The following is a 20,260-nucleotide window of genomic DNA, read 5'->3' as shown; positions in this document are numbered from 1 at the left end:
TTGTGAGGCTTTGGGACAAGTCCTAAAGGAAAATTTGAGGCTACTTTAACTTAGAAGGTGTTAAAATGATCTGTTCAATTGTTGAACGAATTTTCTTGACAGAATGTCCCATAAGTTTTTTGATGAACCCAGATTTCCCGATGGCTGGGACTGACCCGGCGAAGCTATACTAAGAGCCTTTCTTTTAGCTTTTTTCAAATTCAATTCATTCTTTTTGATGGTTCTATGGACGATGCACTGAGGCATAAACTTTTGAGAATTCTGGAAGAAAATCCGGAAGTGAATCAAAGAGAAATTTCCGAAATTTTAGGAATTAGTTTAGGAAAGGTAAACTATTGTCTAAAAGCATTGATGGACAAGGGATGGATCAAGGCTAGAAATTTCAAAAATAGTAAACATAAACTTGCGTACGCGTATTTTTTAACTCCGAGCGGAATTGAAGAAAAGGCTCGTATTACCGTACGTTATCTAAAATTGAAGATGCAAGAATATGAAGAGATTCAAAAAGAAATCGAGGAGTTGAAAAAGGAAATCGGAGAACAATAAGGCGATGGAAAAGGAATCAAAGATTTATATCGCCGGTCATAAAGGACTTGTAGGTTCTGCGATTGAACGCGTTTTAAAAAAAGAAGGTTACGAAAACATTTTAGGTAAGACTCATGCTGAATTGGATCTTACGGAACAATCTAAAGTGAATGAGTTCTTTGAGGTGAATCGTCCCGAATATGTTTTTTTGGCTGCTGCAAAGGTGGGCGGAATTCACGCTAATAATACTTACCCAGCCGAATTCATTTTTTCTAATATTCAGATTCAAAATAATGTTATAGACGCGTGTTATCGATTTAAAACAAAAAAACTTCTTTTTCTAGGTTCTTCCTGTATTTATCCTAAGTTTGCTAAACAACCAATGGATGAAAGTCAATTGTTGGACGGTAAATTGGAACCGACTAACGAACCTTATGCGGTCGCTAAAATTGCGGGGATCGTAATGTGCCAAAGTTATAATCGTCAATACGGCACAAATTTTATTTCCGTCATGCCAACTAATCTCTACGGTCCTGGGGATAATTATCATCCTGAAAATTCTCATGTTCTTCCCGCCTTGATCCGTCGTTTTTATGAAGCTAAAATAAAAAACCTTCCAGAAGTTGTAGTATGGGGGACTGGAAAACCGTTGAGAGAATTTTTATATTCCGATGACATGGGACACGCCTGCGTTTTTTTAATGAAAAATTACGATGTGACCGGAGATCCGAAAGGGGGAGAGCACGTCAATGTTGGAAGTGGCATTGAAGTAAGTATTCGTGAACTTGCCGAAACCATTAAGGAAGTAGTAGGGTATCAAGGACTTTTGACTTTCGACCTTACTAAACCGGACGGAACTCCTCGCAAACTTTTGGACGTTTCTAAGCTTCATAAAATGGGGTGGAAACATCAGGTGGAATTGAAAGAAGGGATTCGGTTGGCGTTTGAGGATTATAAAACGGTAATATGAAGGACGTATTAACCATTTGATTTTAGTAATAGGTTCCGGCATAGTTGGAAGTTGGATCGCTTATCAAATTTCTAAGAATACCCAAGCAGATGTTTATTTATGTGATTCATCAGAAAATAGGGGCGATGGTATCAGCGGAAGGAATTCAGGTGTTTTACATTCTGGGATTTACTATGCAGAAAATTCTCAAAAATTAAAACACTGTCTAAGAGGTTATGAGTTATCATTAGAGTTTTTTAATCGATTTAACGTCCCTTATAGTATTTGTGGTAAGATAATCACAACCGGAGTTAAAGAAGATTCTTCTATTGAGTTGCAAAAAAAAGAAAAGTTAGATGAACTTTATTATAAATCTGTAAAATACGATATTCGAAATACATTTTATATAAAAAATCTTACTTCTGAATATCCTTTTCTTTTGGGAGAAAATGCAATTTACCTTTCGAAAACCGGAGTAGTAGACGTTTCTCTTTATTTGAAAGCTTTGTGGAGAGAGTGTGAAAATGCTGGAGTCACTTTCATTAAAGGTAAACGTTTTCTTTTTCGTGAAGAAACTCCCTTTTTTTATGATACGCAGTCAGGGCAAATGGAAGAAATTGAGGCCGATTGTATTGTGAATGCTGGGGGGCTTCATTCAGATGAGCTTATAAGGCAGTTGAAAGAATTAAAATATGAAATTCGTCCGAATAAAGGTGAGTATTACCGTTTAAGAAGAGAACTTCCATTTAAAAAATTGGTTTATCCTCTTCCATCTTATTCAAGCACTGCATTAGGTGTTCATTATACGTTTCATCTCAATGGTGAGTCTTATGCAGGTCCAAATTCTAATTGGGCTGAATCTAAAACGGATTATAAATTTCAAACGTCTAGAAATGTTTTCTTTAATTCTTTAAAAAATATTACCAATTATTACACTGAGGAAGATTTAACTCAAGGTTACGTAGGATTAAGACCTAGATTATTTTTTGATAATAAACCAATTACTGATTTTGTAATCAAAAAATATCCAGAAAATCGTCCCTGGATTCATCTACTGGGGATTGAAAGTCCCGGACTTACTTCTTCTCCTTCGATTGGCGAAGAAGTGTTTCTATTAGTCAAATCGCTGATTTAGTAATTTTTTCTTTATGTAAGAGGAAAAGCAGATGTTAGATCATTACAATGCCTATATAGGCCGTCTTCAATCCGTTCTTGTTCCCGAAAGAGCATCAGAAATAGAACGCCTTGCACTTTCATTGAAAGATGCTTGGGAGACTAAAAAACAAGTTTTCCTTTGTGGAAACGGTGGAAGTGCCGGAAATGCAATTCATCTCGCAAATGATTTTAATTACGGTATCGATAAAAAAAATGGAATGGGACTTCGTGTGGAAGCTTTACCTGCGAACGCTGCCGTCATTACTTGCCTTGCCAATGACGAAGGATACGATACAATTTTTTCTCAACAATTAGAGGTAAAGGCGAATAAAGGTGATGTTCTAATCGTCCTTTCTGGAAGTGGTAATTCACCTAACGTAGTAAAGGCGCTCGAAGTAGGAAATAAGTTAGAAATGATTACATATGCGATTTTGGGATTTTCGGGAGGTAAATGTAAGGAATTGGCGAAATATCCAATTCACTTTCCGATCAATGATATGCAAATCTCTGAAGATTTACAAGTAATTGTAGGCCATATGTGTATGCAATGGTTGTGTGGAGCAAAGTAAAATAAAATGAAAGCGTTAGTTACAGGCGGAGCAGGGTTTATTGGAAGTCATCTTGTAGATCTTCTATTGGAAAATCAATTTGAGGTTACCGTTCTGGATAATTTCAGTACGGGAAGGGCGTTTAATTTAAATCACGTAAAAGAGAAAATTGATTTAGTTGAATGTGATCTATCGATTCAAGAAGATTGGATCAAAAAGTTTCAATCAGTTGATTATGTATTTCATCTTGCGGCGCTCGCGGACATTGTTCCTAGTATTCAAAACCCTGAAGGTTATTTTCAATCAAATGTAACTGGTACTCTGAATGTTCTTCAAGCTAGTAGACATTACGGAGTGAAGCGGTTTGTTTATGCTGCTTCTTCTTCTTGTTATGGAATTCCGGAGCTTTATCCAACTCCTGAGACTTCGCCAATTCTACCTCAATACCCATATGCACTTACAAAAAGAATGGGGGAAGAGTTAGTCATGCACTGGGCACAAGTTTATAAATTTCCCGCTCTATCATTAAGGTTTTTTAATGTTTACGGACCTAGATCTAGAACTTCTGGAACTTATGGTGCCGTATTTGGAGTTTTTTTAGCTCAAAAGTTGGCAGGGAAACCTTTCACTGTAGTTGGGGATGGAAAACAAACTAGAGATTTTACTTATGTGCAAGACGTTGCGGAAGCGGTTTTTGCTGCTGCCCAAAGTGATAAAGTAGGTGAAATTTATAATGTTGGAAGTGGTGCAACGATTTCAGTCAATCGAATTGTAGAACTTTTGAAAGGAGAAGTTACTTATATTCCAAAACGACCGGGTGAACCAGATAGCACTTTTGCCGATATTGCAAAAATTAAAAAAGATTTAAAATGGTCCCCTAAGATTTCTATAGAAACAGGGATTGGCGAATTATTAAAAAATATAGATTATTGGAGAGAAGCTCCAGTATGGACGCCTGATAAGATAGAAAAAGCGACATCCGATTGGTTTAAGTATCTTGGCGGATCTAATTCATAAAAACGAAATTAACGTTTTAATTCTGGCGGCTGGGCTTGGAACTAGGCTAAAACCTCTTACGGATTTTTGGCCGAAATGTTTGATGCCGATTTCCGGGAAACCTTTGCTTGAAATTTGGTTGGATCAAATTTCTCAATTAAAAGTTTCTAAAGTATTAGTAAACCTTCATTATTTGAATGAGATCGTATCTTCTTTTTTAAAAAGACCTAGATATAAAGATTGGGTCAAATCCGTCTATGAACCAGAGTTATTAGGTACGGCAGGGACTCTTCAGAAGAACTATGATTTCTTTAAAGGGAAAACAATTCTTTTAGTTCATGGCGATAATCTTTGTTTATGCGATTTTAATTCTTTTGTTGAATTTCATTTTTTAAAAAGACCTAAAGGTTCTCTTATAACGATGATGACGTTTCGAACTGATTCTCCCAAAAGTTGTGGGATTGTGGAGCTGGATGAAGACGGAGTCGTTCAAAGGTTCTACGAAAAAGTGGAAAACCCTCCAGGAAATCTGGCAAATGCAGCCATCTACTTGATTGAACCAGAAGTTTTAGATTGGATTCAAGAAAGAGAATACGTAAACGATTTTAGTAATCAAGTGTTGCCAGAGTTTTTGGGAAAAATCGCCACTTGGGAAAACAAAGATATAATGCGTGATATTGGAAATTCAGAGGCTTTGGCGAAGGCTCAAAAGGAAGTTACTTTCCCAGAAAACAATAATTTAGATGAATGGGAAACAGAATTTTTGTCGAACTCGATTCATCAGTCAATTCAGTCAATATTATGATTCCCAATTCTCATAAGATCATATCTGTCGGGGATGTTTCACAACTTAGTGAAAGTCCATTAGAAGAATCTTTAGTTCTTTGTTATGGACATTTTAACGTTATACATCCAGGACATATTCGATTTTTACAATATGCTAAAAGTCTTGGAAAAAAACTAAAAGTAGCGGTTCTAGGAGATCAAAGTATTGCGGAATCCCAAAGAAGTAAGTACTTTCATCAAATGGAAAGAGCGGAAGGCGTAGCCTCTTTACATTTTGTAGATTTAGTTTATGTTTTGGATAAAATTTCCCTTGAGGACTTATCGGTCCATATCAAACCTTCTGTTTTAGTTTTAGGAAAAGAGTTAGAAAATACACATCGTGAAGACATTAAGGCTGCGGTTTATAGTATTGAGAAACAAAACGGGAAAGTGATTTTTCATGCAGGTGAAGTTCATTATGCAAGCGCTGATTTACTTCATGGTAGCCAACAAGATCTTGAATCGGAAAGAAAACATTTATTTCTTCAGGCAAACAAACGACAAGGGATCGATCTTGCAAAGCTTGTAGCTTACATTGGAAAGTTTACCAATTCTAAGATCCTTGTTATAGGAGATACCATCGTAGATCAATATGTAGCTTGCGATGCTATTGGAATTAGTGCTGAAGCTCCGGTTCTTGTAGTTAAGGAATTAGAAACTAGAGAATTTGTGGGCGGGGCAGGTGTAGTTGCCGCACACGTAAAAGCTTTAGGTGCAGATTGTACTTTTTTATCCGTTGTAGGCGAAGATGAAAACGCAAATTTAGTAGGTAAGAACTTACAAGAACAAGGTATCGACGTACAATTGGTTGGTGATAGCAGTCGTCCTACTACATTCAAAATTCGTTATATGGTTGAAAATCAAAAACTATTTCGGGTCAGTCGTCTTAAGGAACACTCTCTCTCAAAAAAAATTGAAGATCAACTCATTGAAAAATTAAGAAAAATTGCGAAAAATTACGACGGAATTCTCGTTTGTGATTTTGTATATGGAGTAATAACGAACAGAGTTCTTGCTGAAATTAGATCGATAGCAAAGGAAAACAACATTTTACTCTTTGGAGATTTACAGTGTAGTAGCCAAGTTGGCAATGTTGCTAAATTTGAGGACTTTGATTTGTTATGTCCGACAGAAAGGGAGGCAAGAATTGCTCTCAGCAATCATGAAGACGGAGTAGAATGGATTGCAAATACTCTTTTGGAAAAAACACGTTCCAAAAATTTATTAGTTAAATTAGGCGCCGAAGGATTTATCGCGTATTCGAACGATATTCCCGGTAATTTTAAGAAAAGAGAACATTTTCCTGCTTTGGTTTCCAACCCAGTAGACGTAGCCGGAGCAGGTGATTCCTTATTGGCAGCTATTTCTGTTAGTATGTGTTCCGGTGCAAATTTAATGGAAGCCTCTGCGATTGGTGCTTGTATGGCGGCGCTTGCCGTTCAAACAATTGGAAATATACCCGTTTCTCATCAGAAACTTGAAAGCTATATTAAGAATTTGAGGTAAATATGAATCCAGATATTAAAAGTATCTATATAACAGGCGGGGCCGGTTACGTTGGGGCCATGCTTGTGCCCCGCCTTCTTTCGGAGGGTTATAAAGTAACGGTGCTTGATCTTATGATCTATGGAGAAGATGTACTGAAAGAACATCCTAACCTAACGAAGATTCAAGGAGATATTCGAGATCAAAATGTCTTGAATCAAACAATTCCAGGCCATGATTCGGTGATTCATCTTGCATGTATTTCCAACGATCCTAGCTTTGAATTGAATCCGAATTTAGGAAAATCAATCAATTTAGACGCATTCCGACCTCTTGTTGAAATTAGCAAAAAACACTCTGTCAAAAGATTTATTTATGCTTCTTCTTCTTCCGTTTATGGAATTAAAGATGAACCGAATGTTACGGAAGATTTTTCTTTAGAGCCGCTCACGGATTATTCCAAATTTAAAGCAGATTGCGAAAAAATATTAAACGAATATCAAACCGATGATTTTACGACGATTACAATAAGACCCGCGACAGTTTGCGGTTATTCGCCTAGACAAAGGTTGGATGTTGTAGTAAATATCTTGACTAATCTAGCATATCACAAACGTGAAATCTCCGTATTTGGAGGAGCACAACTTCGTCCGAACATTCATATCGACGATATGGTGGATGCGTATTTGGTTTTATTACGCGCTCCAAAAGAAAAGGTAGCTGGAGAAATATTTAACGCAGGTTACTTGAACTTTACAGTTTCTGAAATTGCTAATATGGTGAAAGAAGTTGTCGGAGAAGATGTAAAGTTAGTTACAACGCCTACAAACGATAATCGATCCTACCATATTTCTTCTGATAAAATATTCAATAAGTTAGGGTTTCGTGCAAATCGTTCTATTAAGTTGGCGGCAGAAGATTTAAAGAAAGCTTTTGATTCTGGTCTTCTTCCAAATTCTCTGACCGATGAAAAATATTTTAATATAAAACGTATGCAATCTATAAGTTTAAGGTAAGTAAAATGCAAGTAAGATATTCATATTTAAAACAACAATTTGAAAATTGCGATGATCTTTGGGATGAATTAAAAAGGTTTGTTCCGACAGGAGATTTTACTTTAGGGAAACCTTTAATTGAATTTGAAAATCAATTCTCTAAGTTAATCGGTGCAAAGTATGCGATAGGGGTGAATTCGGGTACGGATGCTATTAAACTTTCCTTAAAAGCTCTTGGCGTAGGATTTGGTGACGAAGTAATTACGACGGCAAATACATTTGTAGCAACAGTGGGGGCGATTGCTGAACTCGGAGCCATTCCGGTGTTCGTAGATTGCGATGATACTTTTTGTATGAATGTAGATTTATTGGAAAAAGTCATTAGTAAAAAAACTAAAGCTATAGTTCCTGTTCATTTCACAGGTTATATGACTGATATGAGAAAATTGATGCCCATAGCAAAAAAGTATAACCTGCCTGTAGTAGAAGATGCTTGTCAGTCTATCCTAGGGGCAATCGAGAACAAAAAAGCTGGGACTTGGGGAAATACGGGAGCCTTCTCTCTTCATCCTTTAAAAAATTTGAATGTTTGGTCGGATGGAGGTGTTATTGTTACGGATGACGAGGAACTTGCAAAAAATCTACGATTACTTAGAAATCACGGTTTGATCGATCGTGATAACGTTGAAATTTTAGGATGTAATTCTAGGTTAGATACCATACAAGCTGTCGTTGGCAATTGGCTTATTCCTAATGCAGTAGCTATTTCAAATAAACGTATTGAAAATGCGAATTATTATGATCAACATTTAAGGAGTATTTCTCAAATTACTCTTCCCCCAAGACCCAAAGATTTTAGGATCGTTTATCATTTATATATCGTTTTTGCAGAGAATCGGGATCATCTCTTAGATTATTGTATAAAAAAAGGAATAGAGGCTAAGGTACATTATCCGATTCCAATTTATAGACAAAAGGCACTAACAGCCTATGGATATAAAGAAGGTGATTTTCCTGTAACGGACGCACATACAAAAAAGATTATTACATTCCCTTGTGATCAACATCTTTCAAAGGAAGAAATGGATTATGTTGTTTCTATTATAAAAGAATTCTATTCTAAGTAAATGATCCGATGATAAATATTCCTTATATAAATTTAGTTGAGCAGTGGAAAAACGAACGGGAAGAATTACTTCCGGTTCTTGATTCCGTTTTAGGTTCCGGTCAGTACATTGGTGGACAAGAAGTCGCAAAGTTTGAAGAGGATGTCGCAAAGTTCTGCGGAGTGAAATACGCGGTTGCTTTAAATAGTGGAACCGATGCGCTCGTATGTGGACTTTTAGAACTTGGTATTCAACCGGGCGATGAAGTGATTACTCCTCCAAACTCTTTTATTGCTTCTACGGCTTCGATTGTTCATATAAAAGCGAAACCAGTATTTGTCGATGTAGGAGAGGACCAGAATCTAGATCCGGAAAAATTGGAAAAGGCTATCACGTCTAAAACAAAAGCGATTATGCCTGTTCATCTAACTGGCCGGGTTGCCGCGATGAATGAAATTATGAGGATTGCAGACAAATATTCTATACCCGTAATTGAAGATGCAGCACAATCTATTGGTTCTAAATATGATGGTAAGTTTAGTGGTTCTATTGGTAAAATTGGATGTTTCTCTACCCATCCATTAAAGAATTTAAATGCTTGCGGTGATGGTGGATTTTTGACAACAAATGATGAGAAGATTTATAACTCTGTAAGTAGGGTTAGAAATCATGGTCTAATTGATAGGAATACTGTCGGTGAATTTGGTTTTGTAACGAGAATGGATGCAATTCAGGCGGCGATTTTAAATTTCCGTTTAACGCGTTTGCCGCAAGTTATTGAAAAAAGACGTCAGAATGCACAACTTTATAAAACCTTATTAGATAAAAGGAATGTTTTTATCCCGGAAGATAAACCTTTAGAATTTAATACTTATCATACTTTCGTAATACAAGTCGAAAGAAGAGATGAATTAAAAGATTATTTATTTTCACAGGGGATTGAGACATCCATTCATTATCCGATTCCCATCCATCTTCAACCCGCTAGTAGGAATCTTGGATATAAACAGGGAGACTTCCCTATTACGGAAAAACAAGCGGGCCGAATTTTAACTTTGCCCATTCATCAATATTTGAAAGATGTTGACTTACATAAAATTGCCCAAGCGGTTAATCGTTTCTACGAATCGTAAATGAAGATAGGAATTGATTTAGATAACACGATTATATCATACGATAAATCATTTGCTTTTGTGGGTAAAAAGATAGGTTTAATTCCGGAAAATTGGTTTGGAACTAAACTAGAAGTTCGAGAGTTTTTACGAGAATCCAAGGATGGAGAAAATAAATGGCAACGATTACAAGGGAAAGTCTACGGACGTTATATTCGTTGTGCTGAGCTCTATCCTGGTGTTTATAGATTCTTATGGAGATGCAAAAGGAAGGGCATTCCTGTAGATGTAGTAAGTCATAAAACAGAGTATGGGCATTATGACGAAGAGAACATATCTTTAAGAGAAGCAGCTTTAAAATTCCTTATTGAAAATGGACTCTATCAAACTGATAAAACCGGTTTTATACAAAATGTTTATTTTCATGATACAAAAGAAGAGAAAGTAAAAAGAATAGAAAGAGAAAGTTATTCTTACTTTATCGATGATTTAAAGGAAATATTAATTCATCCTTTATTGGCAAAAATTCAAAAGAAGTTTTTTTTTGATCCTCATCAAGCTTTTTATGATTTTGAAGAAAATAATGTTAATCAAGTAAATTATTGGAATGAAATAGAACATTCTATCCTGGGGAAATACAATCAGGAAGATTTGGTTTATTTTCAAAGTGAATTTAGCTTACCTGAATTAAAAAACGCATATTGGTGCGAAGGACAGGGTAATTCTAGGATAGCATATTTAGAAACATTAGACTCAGACAAATTTGCTCTAAAACTTTATCCGTCTGATTCTGATCATAATAGACTGAATTCAGAATTTTTTGGGTTTAGACTTTTACATAAAAATTTGATTAAGAATGTTCCTGAGCCAATTGATTATAATGAAAAACTCAATTGTGGTATATATAGTTGGGTTGAAGGCGAGAAAATTATATCTTCATCTAAAATAGGATTGGACGCAATGCTGGATATGATGAGGAATTTAAGTAAGATTGCGAAATCTGAATTGCCTAATGAAATAAGTAGGGCTTCTGCTTCTTGTTTTTCAGGTATAGACATAGAGAATCAGATTCAACGTAGATTGAAATTGCTCTACCCTGCAAGTGAAGTCCATGCAGATTTGAAATCTTTTTTAGAAATGGACTTAATACCCTTTAAAGATTTTTTAATTAAATGGGTAAAAAAGAAATGGGGTGGGGAAGAAAATTATAGTTCACCGATACCTAAAGAGTTTTTAATTTTAAGTCCTTCCGATTTTGGGTTTCATAATATGCTAAAAAATAAAAATGGAGAATTTATTTTTTTAGATTTCGAATACTTCGGTTGGGATGATCCTGTTAAATTGATAGTAGATGTCTCTTTTCATCCTGCTATGAATTTACAAGAGGATGAAAGAAGCTATTGGAAAAAAGGTATGTTTGCTATTTTCGGAGATTTTCTAGAGAAAAAATATGAAATTACCTGGGCTATGTATTCATTGTGTTGGTGTTTAATTTTATTAAATGAATTTAGAAAAGATATATGGATAAGAAGAATTTTGGCAAATAGTAATAAACAAAATCATAAAGCCGAAATTTTAGAAAAACAATTAAACAAATCAATTCATTTATTCAGATATATTCAGAAAAAATTTTATACGCAGATTGAAAAAGGTTAAAAACACATGGATGATCGTTCCAAACAATTAAGAAAACTTATAGTTGAAATGATGGAATCGGAAAAAAGAGGACATATTGGTCCAGCTTTATCATTAATTGAAATATTACGAGTTCTTTATGATGATATATTAAAATATGATTCTAAAAAACTGAATTGGGAAAATCGAGATCGATTAATTCTTAGTAAGGGTCATGGCTGTTTAGCTTTATATTCTATTCTTGCGGATAAGGGATTTTTTCCACTCGATGTTTTGAAAACATTTGGCAAACCCGATTCTATACTTGGAGGACACCCCGAAAGAGGGAAAATTCCAGGGGTAGAGGCCTCGACAGGAGCTTTAGGACATGGATTGTCGATTGGAGTTGGAATAGCGATTGCGGCAAAAATTAAAAAGAAAGATCATAGAGTTTTTGTAATTACAGGGGATGGAGAGATCAATGAAGGTTCTGTATGGGAAGCTGCTTTATGTGCTTCTAAACATTCCTTATCAAATTTAGCCGTAATTATTGATTACAATAAATTACAATCTTATGGGCTAACCAAAGACGTTTTGGATCTTGAACCTTTAACGGATAAATGGAAAAGTTTTGGTTTCGCTATTGAAGAAGTAGATGGTCACAATATTAAAGAATTGAAAAGTTTATTTAGTAAATTGCCATTAAATAAAACAAAGCCGACTGCTATTATAGCACATACTATAAAAGGAAAGGGATTTGCTATGGCTGAAGGAAATCCACAGTGGCATCATAAAAATAAAATAACTCCAGAAGAATTCTCTGTAATGTATCAAAGTTTAAACTAAAAGGTTATATATATTATTATGCGTAATACTAGCTTAAAAAGTGTTTATCAATTAGCATTACAAGATCCAAGAGTTGTATATATAGGCTCTGATTTGGGTGCAGGTGTATTAGATGAAATGAAACAAAATATTCCTGACCGTTTTTATATGGAAGGGGTGAGCGAGCAGCATATCATTGGTATGTCTGCGGGAATGGCAATGGAAGGTTATATTCCTTATGTGAATACTATTGCTACTTTTCTTACTAGAAGATGTTTCGAGCAAGTCGCGATTGATTTATGTTTACATGATTTACCCGTTCGTTTAATTGCAAATGGAGGGGGAATTGTTTACGCTCCTCTTGGGCCTACACATCTTGCTGTTGAGGATATCGCAATTCTGCGTGCTTTACCAAATATGACGATCATCGCTCCTTGCGATGCTGAAGAAATGAAAAGGTTAATGCCTTTAACGTTAGATTGGCCTCACCCGATTTATATACGATTGGCAAAAGGTGGAGATAAGGTAATTAGCAAACCGGAATTCGGATTTGAAATCGGAAAAGCGATTGTAATGCAAGAAGGTAAGGATGGTTTATTCGTAACCACTGGAGTTATGACTCAACTTGCTTTAGAAGCCATTCAGCAATTGGAATCGGAAGGTGTAAGCTGTGGAGTAATCCATATGCATACGATAAAACCTTTAGATGGAGAAATCCTTAAAAAATGGATTCCGAAAGTTTCCGCAATAGTTACCGTAGAAGAACATACTCGAATTGGTGGATTAGGAAGTGCGATATTAGAATATTGTAATGATTTAATGCCAAGTGAATCCGGAAAAATCAGGAGAATTGGTCTGCCGGATCGATTTTCAGAAAAGTATGGGAGCCAGGAATCTTTACTAAATTATTTTGGAATCAACAAGGATAGTTTAGTTCAAACGATGAGAGATGCGATAAGTATTAAGAAGTGATAATGTTCATTTTTGATTTCGAATTTATATTTTTCTAAATTTAAAGTAAGCTTTTGTGTTTAAAATTGTATAAAAGCGTTTCGTTTATATTTTCGTTTAGAAATATTTAAAACTATTTCGAAATGATTTCGGTTTAATCTAAAAAGCTTAAATTCGGTATATTAAAATTTTACTGTCAAAAAATGTTAAGTTGCTACTTTTATTGAGGCAAATTCAAGTTTACATTCAATTCTTCTTTAGTAGATTAAGTTATAAGATTATAATTTATTTAGAATTTTGATCATAATCGTTTTTGCATTTATTAAGTCGTTTTAGAATAGATAGGAATTATTTAGAAAATTTTAAATATAGCGGTAAGATGAATTAAAAAATATGTTTTTGTCTGAGTCTGAACAACAAATAACAGATGAATATATTCGGAATGGTTATACCATTCAAAAAGCAGCTGATATCAATTCGTTGGATTGGATCAGAGAAAATATTGCGAATATAGTTAGAGATATTTTAGGTTTATCTAAGGAAGAAACATCAGATATTCTTCTAAATCAAATTCATAAAAAAGTTTCCGTGAGTGATTTGAATTCTTTTCGTTTAAAAGTAATTCAATCTATGAATTCCTTAGCAGATTTTCGTTATCATTACTATAGGGTTGCTAAACCATATTTAGAAACCTTAGTCGGTAATGAATTGTCTATGCAGTTAAGAGTAAACTTAAGTATTCAATTTCCAAATGACGATAGTTCTCTTCTACCAGTTCATTCGGATACATGGTCCGGAGATTCTCCTTATGAGATTGTAGTCTGGTTGCCGATTGTGGATTGTTATAAAACGAAATCCATGTATTTGCTTCCACCCGATCCTTCTAAAAAGTTAATTTCTGATTTTAAAAATCAGTCAGGAGTAAGTAGCGAAGATCTGTTTCAATCAATCTCGAAAGACGTTCAATGGTTGGAAGTTAAGTATGGAGAAGTGCTTTTATTTGATCAAGGTTATCCTCATGGAAATAGAGTAAATGAAGAGTTGGATACAAGATGGTCTATGAATTGTAGGTTTAAATCAGTCTTCACTCCTTACGGTGATAAAAAACTGGGAGAGTTTTTTGAGCCGATTACATTACGTGCTGCTTCTAAAATTGGAATGGAATATCGATTTCCAAAAGTGAAATGAAAAAAGGGGTAAGAGGTTATATATTTAGTCGGCCTTTTTTAGGAGAAAGAGTTCCACAGCATGTACAGAATATTGTTATCAGAGATTACTGCCAGAGAAACGGCTTACACTATTTACTGAGTGCGACCGAATATGCGATGGAAAACTGTCATTTAATTTTGGAACAAGTTTTAGACGAATTAGTAAACTTAGAAGGAATTATTTTATATAGTCTATTTCAACTTCCTATCGACTTGGAAAATAGAAAACGTTTTTACGATCGCCTTCTTTCATCTAGTAAAATTTGCTATTTTGCAGTAGAAGGTTTAAAACTAAGTAATCAAGAAGAAATGGAGCGTATTGAAAATCTTTGGAAAATTAAACTTATATTACCTGATTGTTTGAATTATTGATTTATGAACTCTTCAATTGGTCATGCAGTAAAAGCTTTAATTTACAGAAATGATCAACGTATTTTATTACAGCAACGTGATTATACTCCAGGAATCATATTTCAGGGTTATTGGACTTTTTTTGGTGGGCAAGTGGAGTCCGGTGAAAATCTTAAAGATGCATTGTGTCGTGAGTTGAAAGAAGAACTTGGATGTCTTCCTGGAAGTATTGGGGAAGAATTATTTTATTGGGAATGGAGAGGTGAACAAATTACATGTAATCACTGTTTGCCGGTTTATTTTGAAGTAAAAGAAGACGTTCTTACTTTAAATGAAGGTCTCGCCATGAAATGGTTCTTATGGGAAGAATTGGACGAGAGACTTCCGTTAGTTCCGGGTGTTAGTGAAAATCTTTATAAAATTAAAAGTTTCTTAGATAAAATTTTTCTCAATAGATGATTAAGAATGGGAAAGCTTAAAAATATAGTTACACCGCTTCACAAGGCGACTCAGAGAGATTATCTGGCTCGTATGCAGGATCATAAAATAGAATGTATGATCAAGGCTAAAGAATATGGCTTTGATTATTGGGATGGAGATCGTCGTTTTGGCTACGGAGGATACAAATATATTCCGGGTAGATGGAAACCAGTTGCGAAAACTTTAATTGAAGATTACAACCTTCGACCTGGATCCAAGGTGTTAGATGTGGGATGTGGAAAAGGTTTTTTACTTTATGAAATGCTATTAATTGAACCTAAACTTGAGGTGGTAGGTTTTGATTCTTCAGTTTATGGTCTTGAAAATGCAAAAGAAGAAGTAAAACCCCATTTATTTCAATATAAAGCACAAGATCCTTATCCATTTGGAAATAATGAATTTGATTTAGTCATTTCACTGGGCACTTTCCATAACTTGAAATTATTTGAACTTAAATCCGCATTGAACGAAATGGAAAGAGTTGGAAAAAACGGTTATTTGATGTTAGAAAGTTATAGAAATGAAAAAGAACTGTTTAATTTAGAATGCTGGGCTTTAACTGCGGAATCTTTATTAGAAGTTTCCGAATGGATCTGGTTGTATCATGAATTTGGTTATACTGGAGACTACGAGTTTATATTTTTTGAATAGTCGAAATTTTTTATGAACCTGTTTTTTCAAAATCTTTTTAGAATCTCAACTCACAAAGGCTATAGATCAGATATCAATAGATTAAGAGTAATGCCATTTAAAATTTCGAGTTGACTAGGTTGTTCTTTTTACAAGTTAATAAATCGATTTATAGGTAAAAATTTAATTTCAAAATTAAAGCCTTCCGTAATCACTTTTTCGCAGGAAACTAATTTTGAAAAAGATATGATTGAATTTATAAAGGAAAACGGGATTTCAATATGTTTTCTGCCCGTTTCCTGAATGGGGAAACGATAGATTTGTGTTTGATTTCTTAATAGAAGGGATCGTCTTCAAAAGAGAAAATGGATATTCCTTTGAGGATGATTAATAATCTAAATTTTATCTACGAAAGTATTAAGGTAATCCTTATCAAGACATAGCAGTTTTATATATAAGGCTGAATCTTGTAAATTTTCTTAGAATCAAGAATTATATTAAATTCTTTATGAATGACCAAAACGAAAAACAGAAATATTTTATTTTGAAAGCAAATTATTTATGATTAATTACAATCTGCAAACTAAAGTTTCCGAGGAAGTATATCATTCTACCCAAAATTTTTTGGGCATTCAAAAAGGAGACATTCAAGAATTAATAGAAATCGCAAAAGGAACAAAGCGTCAAAGAGCGAGAATTTGTTCACATTTAAATGGCAACGAGCTCCTACAGGAAATGTTTATCGTTCATCCCAAGGGAGTGTATGTTCGGCCTCATAAACATATAGAAAAACCAGAATCCATGATGATTTTAGAAGGCGAAGTGGATTTTGTAACGTTTAATGACAACGGTGAAATAGAAAATACAATGAGCATGGGCGCTTATCATACTGGCAAAATTTTTTATGATAGTATGCGTTCCTCAACATACCATACTTTGATGATTCGATCCGAATGGCTGGTTTTTTTAGAAATTACTAAAGGGCCTTTTCGAAAAGAAGATACGATCTTCGCGCCTTGGAGCCCGGAAGAGAATGATGCGGAAAAAGTTCGTGAATTTATGAATAAGATAGAGCAGAGATTAAAATGAATCATTTTTATTTGAGAAAAGATTGTAGGCTTTGTAAATCTAAGGATTTGATCAAAGTATTACCGCTTACCCCGACTGCGTTATGCGACGCATATGTAAAAGAAAGAAAAGAACAAGATGTCTATCCTTTGGATCTTTTTCAATGTAAGAATTGTGGATTTGTGCAGATAGAATGCGTGGTTGACCCGGAAATTATATACAGAGATTATATTTATGTAACTACGAGTTCTTCCGGATTGAGCAATCATTTTGAGAATTACGCGAAAGACGTTTTAGAAAAGCTGAATTTAGGTGCGAGCAGTTTTGTTGTGGATATTGGAAGTAATGATGGTACCTTACTTAGCTATTTTAAGGCAAGAAATGCAAAAGTGCTCGGAGTAGAGCCTTCTACAAAAACCGCGGAAGACGCGACAAATCGCGGAATCGAGACCTTACCCGAATTTTTCGATCCAAATCTTGCTAGAAAAATAAAAGAAAAAGTGGGACAGGCTGATTTAATCACAGTCAATAACTTATATGCTAATATTGATGATTTACATTCATTCACCGAAGGTTTGGAATATCTTTTATCACCGAACGGAGTAGTCGCAATTGAATCTTCCTATCTGGGTGATATGGTGGACAATATGGTGTTTGATTTTATCTATCATGAACATTTGTCTTATTTTTCAATATTACCTCTAATAAAATTTTTTGATTCCTTTGGTCTTAGGCTGATTCATTTGCAACATGTCGGGACCAAGGGTGGATCATTTCGATATTATTGGGCGCGCAAAAATTCGATTCATTCTGTTTCCGAGGAAGTTTCTAAATTTATAGAGATTGAAAAAGAAAAGAATATGAACGAATCGTATTTTAAAAAATATGCAGATCGGATCAATAAGGTTAAAGCTGAATTGATACAAGAACTCGAAAAATCTAAAGGAAAAAATAAGATCATCGGATACGGTGCATCAGCAACTTCCACTACACTGATTTATCATTTTGGATTGGAAAAATATATAGATTATCTCGTCGATGATAATCCGGGAAAAATCGATACTTACAGCCCAGGCTTGCATATTCCTGTAAAACATCCGGATGTTCTCAATTCCGAAGGAGATGCGGTTTTAATTGTCTTGGCTTGGCGGTACTTTGATTTGATTCGATCTAAATTAAAAAATCAGAAACTCACTTTGATATGCCCGCTTCCTTACATACAGGTTATAAAATAAGATGATCCATTGGTGGCAAACTACTTTTGGAGAAGAAGAAATCAATCGAGTTGTTGAATCTTTCAGAAATCAAAATATCAGTCAAGGTAAGGTTACGTCTGAGTTTGAAGATAATATTGCTCAATATTTAGGAGTTAAATATGTAGTGGCAACTTCTAGTGGGAGCACCGCTTTACTTCTTTCGTTAATGGCAATTGGTGTTAAACCAGGTGATGAAGTAATTATACCGAATCGCACTTGGATAGCAACGGCTCATGCGGCTTATTTATTAGGCGCAAAGATTGTCCTTGTAGATGTTGAATTAAATAGGCCTATATTAGATGTATCTAAAGTAGAGGAGCAAATAAATTCTAAGACTAAAGCGATTATTCCAGTCCATATGAACGGTCGATCTGTTCATATGGAACAGCTGAATAAAATTGCTAAGAAAAATAACTTATTTGTTATAGAAGACGCGGCGCAAGCAATAGGCTCTAAGAATTCTTTAGGCTATCTCGGAACTCAATCAGATGTAGGATGTTTTTCTCTTTCTGTAGCAAAAACAATTGCAACAGGACAAGGTGGTTTTGCAGTTACAAATAATTCAGATCTTGCTTTTAAACTTCGGGCTATTAGAACGCATGGAGTGGAAAATGTTAAGGATCCCAAAACATGGGCTATGCCAGGGTTTAATTTTAGATTTACTGATATACTTGCTTCTATAGGTATTGAGCAGCTTAAAAAATTACCAGAACGTCTTGAATATCTTAAGGAAATATATCGAACTTATTTAGAAGGCTTAAAAGATCTTCCAATTAATTGTATACCTGTCAATATTGAAGCTGGAGAAGTTCCAGTATATACCGAGTATCTAGTAAATAGTAGGGAAGATTTTATCGACTGTCTTGCTAAAGCTGAAATAGATTCGAGACCATTCTATCCTGATTTGGATAAAGCGTCTTATTTTCCACAAGGAAATAGAGATTTTCCAAATTCTAGAAAATACGGTCTTAAGGGAATTTACTTACCTAGTGGCCCATCCCAAAAAATTGATAGTATAAAATTTGTTATTGAACAAATTAAAAATATTTATGGATGAAAGATATATTGTTATCGGAACTTCACAAGCTACTCTTGAATGTATCAAGGCGCTTTTGGATTCTAAAAAAAGTATAGTAGGAGTATTTTCACTTCCTAAGGGAAAATTACCTGACAACTCTATAGGCTTAAGCTATTGTCAAAAAGAATATGGTATTCCCTATTTTGAAGTTGAAGACTTAAACTCTGCCTCATCGGAAGAAACTATTGCTAAATTAAATCCAGATTATATAATTTCTACCTGGCCGAAAATTATTTCTAAAAAAATTATTTCAATTCCAAAAAAATTGATTGGGACACATCCTACTCCTTTACCTTTCAATAAAGGACGTCATCCTTTGCACTGGATGATTGTTTTAGGTATTCCTAATTCGGTTGTTACTTTTTTTGAAATGGATGAAGGGGTTGATTCTGGAAAAGTTTTACTGCAGATTCCATTTCAAATTGGATTAAAGCAGATTCATGATCTTGTAATTAGAATGAATAAAGCTATTTATGATGGTGTAGTAAAATTAGTCAGAATATTAGAAACAAATCCTGACTTTCCTGGCTCTTTACAAAATCATAATGAAGGGAATTACTGGAGGACAAGGACGGAAGACGATGTTACCTTAGATCCAAGAATGACTGCTTCTATGATAAAAAGAATTGTTCGTTCATTTTCTTCGCCATACCCTAATGCAAATTTATACTATAAACAAAATCTATATATAAAAATTGAACACGCAGAAGAGATCGATGAGACCGAACTTCCTCCAAATTGGCAAAGTTTAGAACATGGGCAAGTTCTTTGTGTAACCAATACTTTTTTAGATTTAAAAGTAGATGGTTCTGTAGTTCGATTATTTTATATAAATCAAATTGAAGAAATATTAAAAGATGTTAAAAGAATACATCCTCCGACTTATTATTTACGTTAAATGCTTCTATGTTTTAGTATAATTATTCACCAAAGGTGATATATTTGCTTGTTGGACTTCCTATGGAATAGGAGTTAGCAATGGAATAGATGTTGTTCATTTAACTTTTCGTGGCCTTGAAATTGGGCCATAACCGGCCTAATCAATCTTACAATTGCCTACACATAAGAATTTCTTCTACCGATAAAAGATTGAATTGAAATGT

Annotated in this window: 21 protein-coding genes; all 21 read left to right on the top strand. The window is 34.6% G+C overall.

What is annotated here, in order from left to right; genetic code table 11:
- The first annotated feature begins 225 nt into the window (after positions 1-225).
- The 21 genes from BW942_RS05110 to BW942_RS05010 all read left to right on the top strand — a co-directional run bounded on the left by BW942_RS05110 (position 226) and on the right by BW942_RS05010 (position 20,055).
- Positions 226-546, top strand: a complete 321-nt coding sequence (locus BW942_RS05110) for a MarR family EPS-associated transcriptional regulator (protein WP_000340715.1) — start codon at positions 226-228, stop codon at positions 544-546.
- Positions 547-550: 4 nt separating this feature from the next.
- Positions 551-1,495, top strand: a complete 945-nt coding sequence (locus tag BW942_RS05105) for a GDP-L-fucose synthase family protein (RefSeq protein ID WP_000410273.1) — start codon at positions 551-553, stop codon at positions 1,493-1,495.
- Between the two features lie 16 nt (positions 1,496-1,511).
- Positions 1,512-2,609, top strand: a complete 1,098-nt coding sequence (locus BW942_RS05100; RefSeq protein ID WP_000604524.1) for an NAD(P)/FAD-dependent oxidoreductase — start codon at positions 1,512-1,514, stop codon at positions 2,607-2,609.
- A 31-nt stretch (positions 2,610-2,640) separates the two neighbouring features.
- Entirely contained in the window at positions 2,641-3,198 is a 558-nt protein-coding gene (locus BW942_RS05095; protein ID WP_000884059.1) for an SIS domain-containing protein, read from the top strand.
- A gap of 6 nt (positions 3,199-3,204) precedes the next feature.
- Positions 3,205-4,194: an SDR family oxidoreductase gene (locus tag BW942_RS05090; protein WP_000646250.1), complete on the top strand. Its 990-nt coding sequence runs from the start codon at positions 3,205-3,207 to the stop codon at positions 4,192-4,194.
- Entirely contained in the window at positions 4,175-4,978 is an 804-nt protein-coding gene (locus BW942_RS05085) for a nucleotidyltransferase family protein (RefSeq protein ID WP_000774262.1), read from the top strand. Before BW942_RS05090 ends, BW942_RS05085 begins: the two co-directional genes overlap by 20 nt.
- Positions 4,975-6,504, top strand: coding sequence for a PfkB family carbohydrate kinase (locus tag BW942_RS05080; protein ID WP_000612797.1), 1,530 nt, complete (start codon positions 4,975-4,977; stop codon positions 6,502-6,504). Before BW942_RS05085 ends, BW942_RS05080 begins: the two co-directional genes overlap by 4 nt.
- Positions 6,505-6,506: 2 nt before the next feature.
- Positions 6,507-7,499: an NAD-dependent epimerase/dehydratase family protein gene (locus BW942_RS05075; RefSeq protein ID WP_001067557.1), complete on the top strand. Its 993-nt coding sequence runs from the start codon at positions 6,507-6,509 to the stop codon at positions 7,497-7,499.
- Between the two features lie 5 nt (positions 7,500-7,504).
- The gene (locus tag BW942_RS05070) at positions 7,505-8,605 is read left to right on the top strand and encodes a DegT/DnrJ/EryC1/StrS family aminotransferase (protein ID WP_001198107.1); all 1,101 of its coding nucleotides are present in this window, start codon (positions 7,505-7,507) and stop codon (positions 8,603-8,605) included.
- Positions 8,606-8,613: 8 nt separating this feature from the next.
- On the top strand, positions 8,614-9,717 hold the full coding sequence (locus BW942_RS05065) for a DegT/DnrJ/EryC1/StrS family aminotransferase (protein ID WP_000608295.1): 1,104 nt from the start codon (positions 8,614-8,616) through the stop codon (positions 9,715-9,717).
- Positions 9,718-11,352: an aminoglycoside phosphotransferase family protein gene (locus BW942_RS05060; RefSeq protein WP_000689743.1), complete on the top strand. Its 1,635-nt coding sequence runs from the start codon at positions 9,718-9,720 to the stop codon at positions 11,350-11,352.
- A 6-nt stretch (positions 11,353-11,358) separates the two neighbouring features.
- Positions 11,359-12,156 (top strand): transketolase, encoded by a 798-nt coding sequence (locus BW942_RS05055; protein ID WP_017861862.1) that lies wholly within the window; start codon positions 11,359-11,361, stop codon positions 12,154-12,156.
- 18 nt (positions 12,157-12,174) lie between these two features.
- The gene (locus BW942_RS05050; protein ID WP_001246618.1) at positions 12,175-13,107 is read left to right on the top strand and encodes a transketolase family protein; all 933 of its coding nucleotides are present in this window, start codon (positions 12,175-12,177) and stop codon (positions 13,105-13,107) included.
- Between the two features lie 372 nt (positions 13,108-13,479).
- On the top strand, positions 13,480-14,274 hold the full coding sequence (locus BW942_RS05045; RefSeq protein ID WP_000479982.1) for a sporadic carbohydrate cluster 2OG-Fe(II) oxygenase: 795 nt from the start codon (positions 13,480-13,482) through the stop codon (positions 14,272-14,274).
- Positions 14,271-14,666, top strand: a complete 396-nt coding sequence (locus BW942_RS05040; RefSeq protein ID WP_000715958.1) for an LIC12192 family sporadic carbohydrate cluster protein — start codon at positions 14,271-14,273, stop codon at positions 14,664-14,666. The genes BW942_RS05045 and BW942_RS05040 overlap by 4 nt, the downstream gene beginning before the upstream one ends.
- A gap of 3 nt (positions 14,667-14,669) precedes the next feature.
- Positions 14,670-15,104, top strand: a complete 435-nt coding sequence (locus tag BW942_RS05035; RefSeq protein WP_001088866.1) for an NUDIX hydrolase — start codon at positions 14,670-14,672, stop codon at positions 15,102-15,104.
- A 6-nt stretch (positions 15,105-15,110) separates the two neighbouring features.
- Complete coding sequence (locus BW942_RS05030) at positions 15,111-15,776, top strand: class I SAM-dependent methyltransferase (RefSeq protein WP_000517242.1); 666 nt, start codon at positions 15,111-15,113, stop codon at positions 15,774-15,776.
- A gap of 540 nt (positions 15,777-16,316) precedes the next feature.
- Positions 16,317-16,844: a WbuC family cupin fold metalloprotein gene (locus BW942_RS05025; RefSeq protein ID WP_000611594.1), complete on the top strand. Its 528-nt coding sequence runs from the start codon at positions 16,317-16,319 to the stop codon at positions 16,842-16,844.
- A complete protein-coding gene (locus BW942_RS05020; RefSeq protein WP_001015422.1) occupies positions 16,841-18,058 on the top strand; it encodes a class I SAM-dependent methyltransferase in 1,218 nt (405 codons plus the stop codon). Before BW942_RS05025 ends, BW942_RS05020 begins: the two co-directional genes overlap by 4 nt.
- 1 nt (position 18,059) lies before the next feature.
- Positions 18,060-19,136 carry a DegT/DnrJ/EryC1/StrS aminotransferase family protein gene (locus tag BW942_RS05015; RefSeq protein ID WP_000582222.1) on the top strand — a complete coding sequence of 359 codons (1,077 nt, stop codon included), beginning with the start codon at positions 18,060-18,062 and terminating at the stop codon, positions 19,134-19,136.
- The gene (locus tag BW942_RS05010; RefSeq protein ID WP_000344487.1) at positions 19,129-20,055 is read left to right on the top strand and encodes a formyltransferase family protein; all 927 of its coding nucleotides are present in this window, start codon (positions 19,129-19,131) and stop codon (positions 20,053-20,055) included. The genes BW942_RS05015 and BW942_RS05010 overlap by 8 nt, the downstream gene beginning before the upstream one ends.
- Positions 20,056-20,260: the final 205 nt, after the last annotated feature.

The sequence above is a fragment of the Leptospira interrogans genome, from assembly GCF_900156205.1.
Lineage (GTDB): Bacteria > Spirochaetota > Leptospiria > Leptospirales > Leptospiraceae > Leptospira > Leptospira interrogans.
The sequence above is the reverse complement of the archived record's forward strand: the minus strand, read 5'-3'. Positions and strand labels throughout refer to the sequence as shown.

Excerpts from the sequence above, each read along its gene's own strand:
- BW942_RS05080 (WP_000612797.1), top strand. The coding sequence starts at position 4,975 with ATGATTCCCAATTCTCATAAGATCATATCTGTCGGGGATGTTTCACAA.
- BW942_RS05095 (WP_000884059.1), top strand. The coding sequence starts at position 2,641 with ATGTTAGATCATTACAATGCCTATATAGGCCGTCTTCAATCCGTTCTT.
- BW942_RS05050 (WP_001246618.1), top strand. The coding sequence starts at position 12,175 with ATGCGTAATACTAGCTTAAAAAGTGTTTATCAATTAGCATTACAAGAT.
- BW942_RS05070 (WP_001198107.1), top strand. The coding sequence starts at position 7,505 with ATGCAAGTAAGATATTCATATTTAAAACAACAATTTGAAAATTGCGAT.
- BW942_RS05025 (WP_000611594.1), top strand. The coding sequence starts at position 16,317 with ATGATTAATTACAATCTGCAAACTAAAGTTTCCGAGGAAGTATATCAT.
- BW942_RS05020 (WP_001015422.1), top strand. The coding sequence starts at position 16,841 with ATGAATCATTTTTATTTGAGAAAAGATTGTAGGCTTTGTAAATCTAAG.
- BW942_RS05065 (WP_000608295.1), top strand. The coding sequence starts at position 8,614 with ATGATAAATATTCCTTATATAAATTTAGTTGAGCAGTGGAAAAACGAA.
- BW942_RS05060 (WP_000689743.1), top strand. The coding sequence starts at position 9,718 with ATGAAGATAGGAATTGATTTAGATAACACGATTATATCATACGATAAA.
- BW942_RS05030 (WP_000517242.1), top strand. The coding sequence starts at position 15,111 with ATGGGAAAGCTTAAAAATATAGTTACACCGCTTCACAAGGCGACTCAG.
- BW942_RS05015 (WP_000582222.1), top strand. The coding sequence starts at position 18,060 with ATGATCCATTGGTGGCAAACTACTTTTGGAGAAGAAGAAATCAATCGA.
- BW942_RS05075 (WP_001067557.1), top strand. The coding sequence starts at position 6,507 with ATGAATCCAGATATTAAAAGTATCTATATAACAGGCGGGGCCGGTTAC.
- BW942_RS05040 (WP_000715958.1), top strand. The coding sequence starts at position 14,271 with ATGAAAAAAGGGGTAAGAGGTTATATATTTAGTCGGCCTTTTTTAGGA.
- BW942_RS05055 (WP_017861862.1), top strand. The coding sequence starts at position 11,359 with ATGGATGATCGTTCCAAACAATTAAGAAAACTTATAGTTGAAATGATG.
- BW942_RS05045 (WP_000479982.1), top strand. The coding sequence starts at position 13,480 with ATGTTTTTGTCTGAGTCTGAACAACAAATAACAGATGAATATATTCGG.
- BW942_RS05035 (WP_001088866.1), top strand. The coding sequence starts at position 14,670 with ATGAACTCTTCAATTGGTCATGCAGTAAAAGCTTTAATTTACAGAAAT.
- BW942_RS05110 (WP_000340715.1), top strand. The coding sequence starts at position 226 with ATGGACGATGCACTGAGGCATAAACTTTTGAGAATTCTGGAAGAAAAT.
- BW942_RS05105 (WP_000410273.1), top strand. The coding sequence starts at position 551 with ATGGAAAAGGAATCAAAGATTTATATCGCCGGTCATAAAGGACTTGTA.
- BW942_RS05010 (WP_000344487.1), top strand. The coding sequence starts at position 19,129 with ATGGATGAAAGATATATTGTTATCGGAACTTCACAAGCTACTCTTGAA.
- BW942_RS05090 (WP_000646250.1), top strand. The coding sequence starts at position 3,205 with ATGAAAGCGTTAGTTACAGGCGGAGCAGGGTTTATTGGAAGTCATCTT.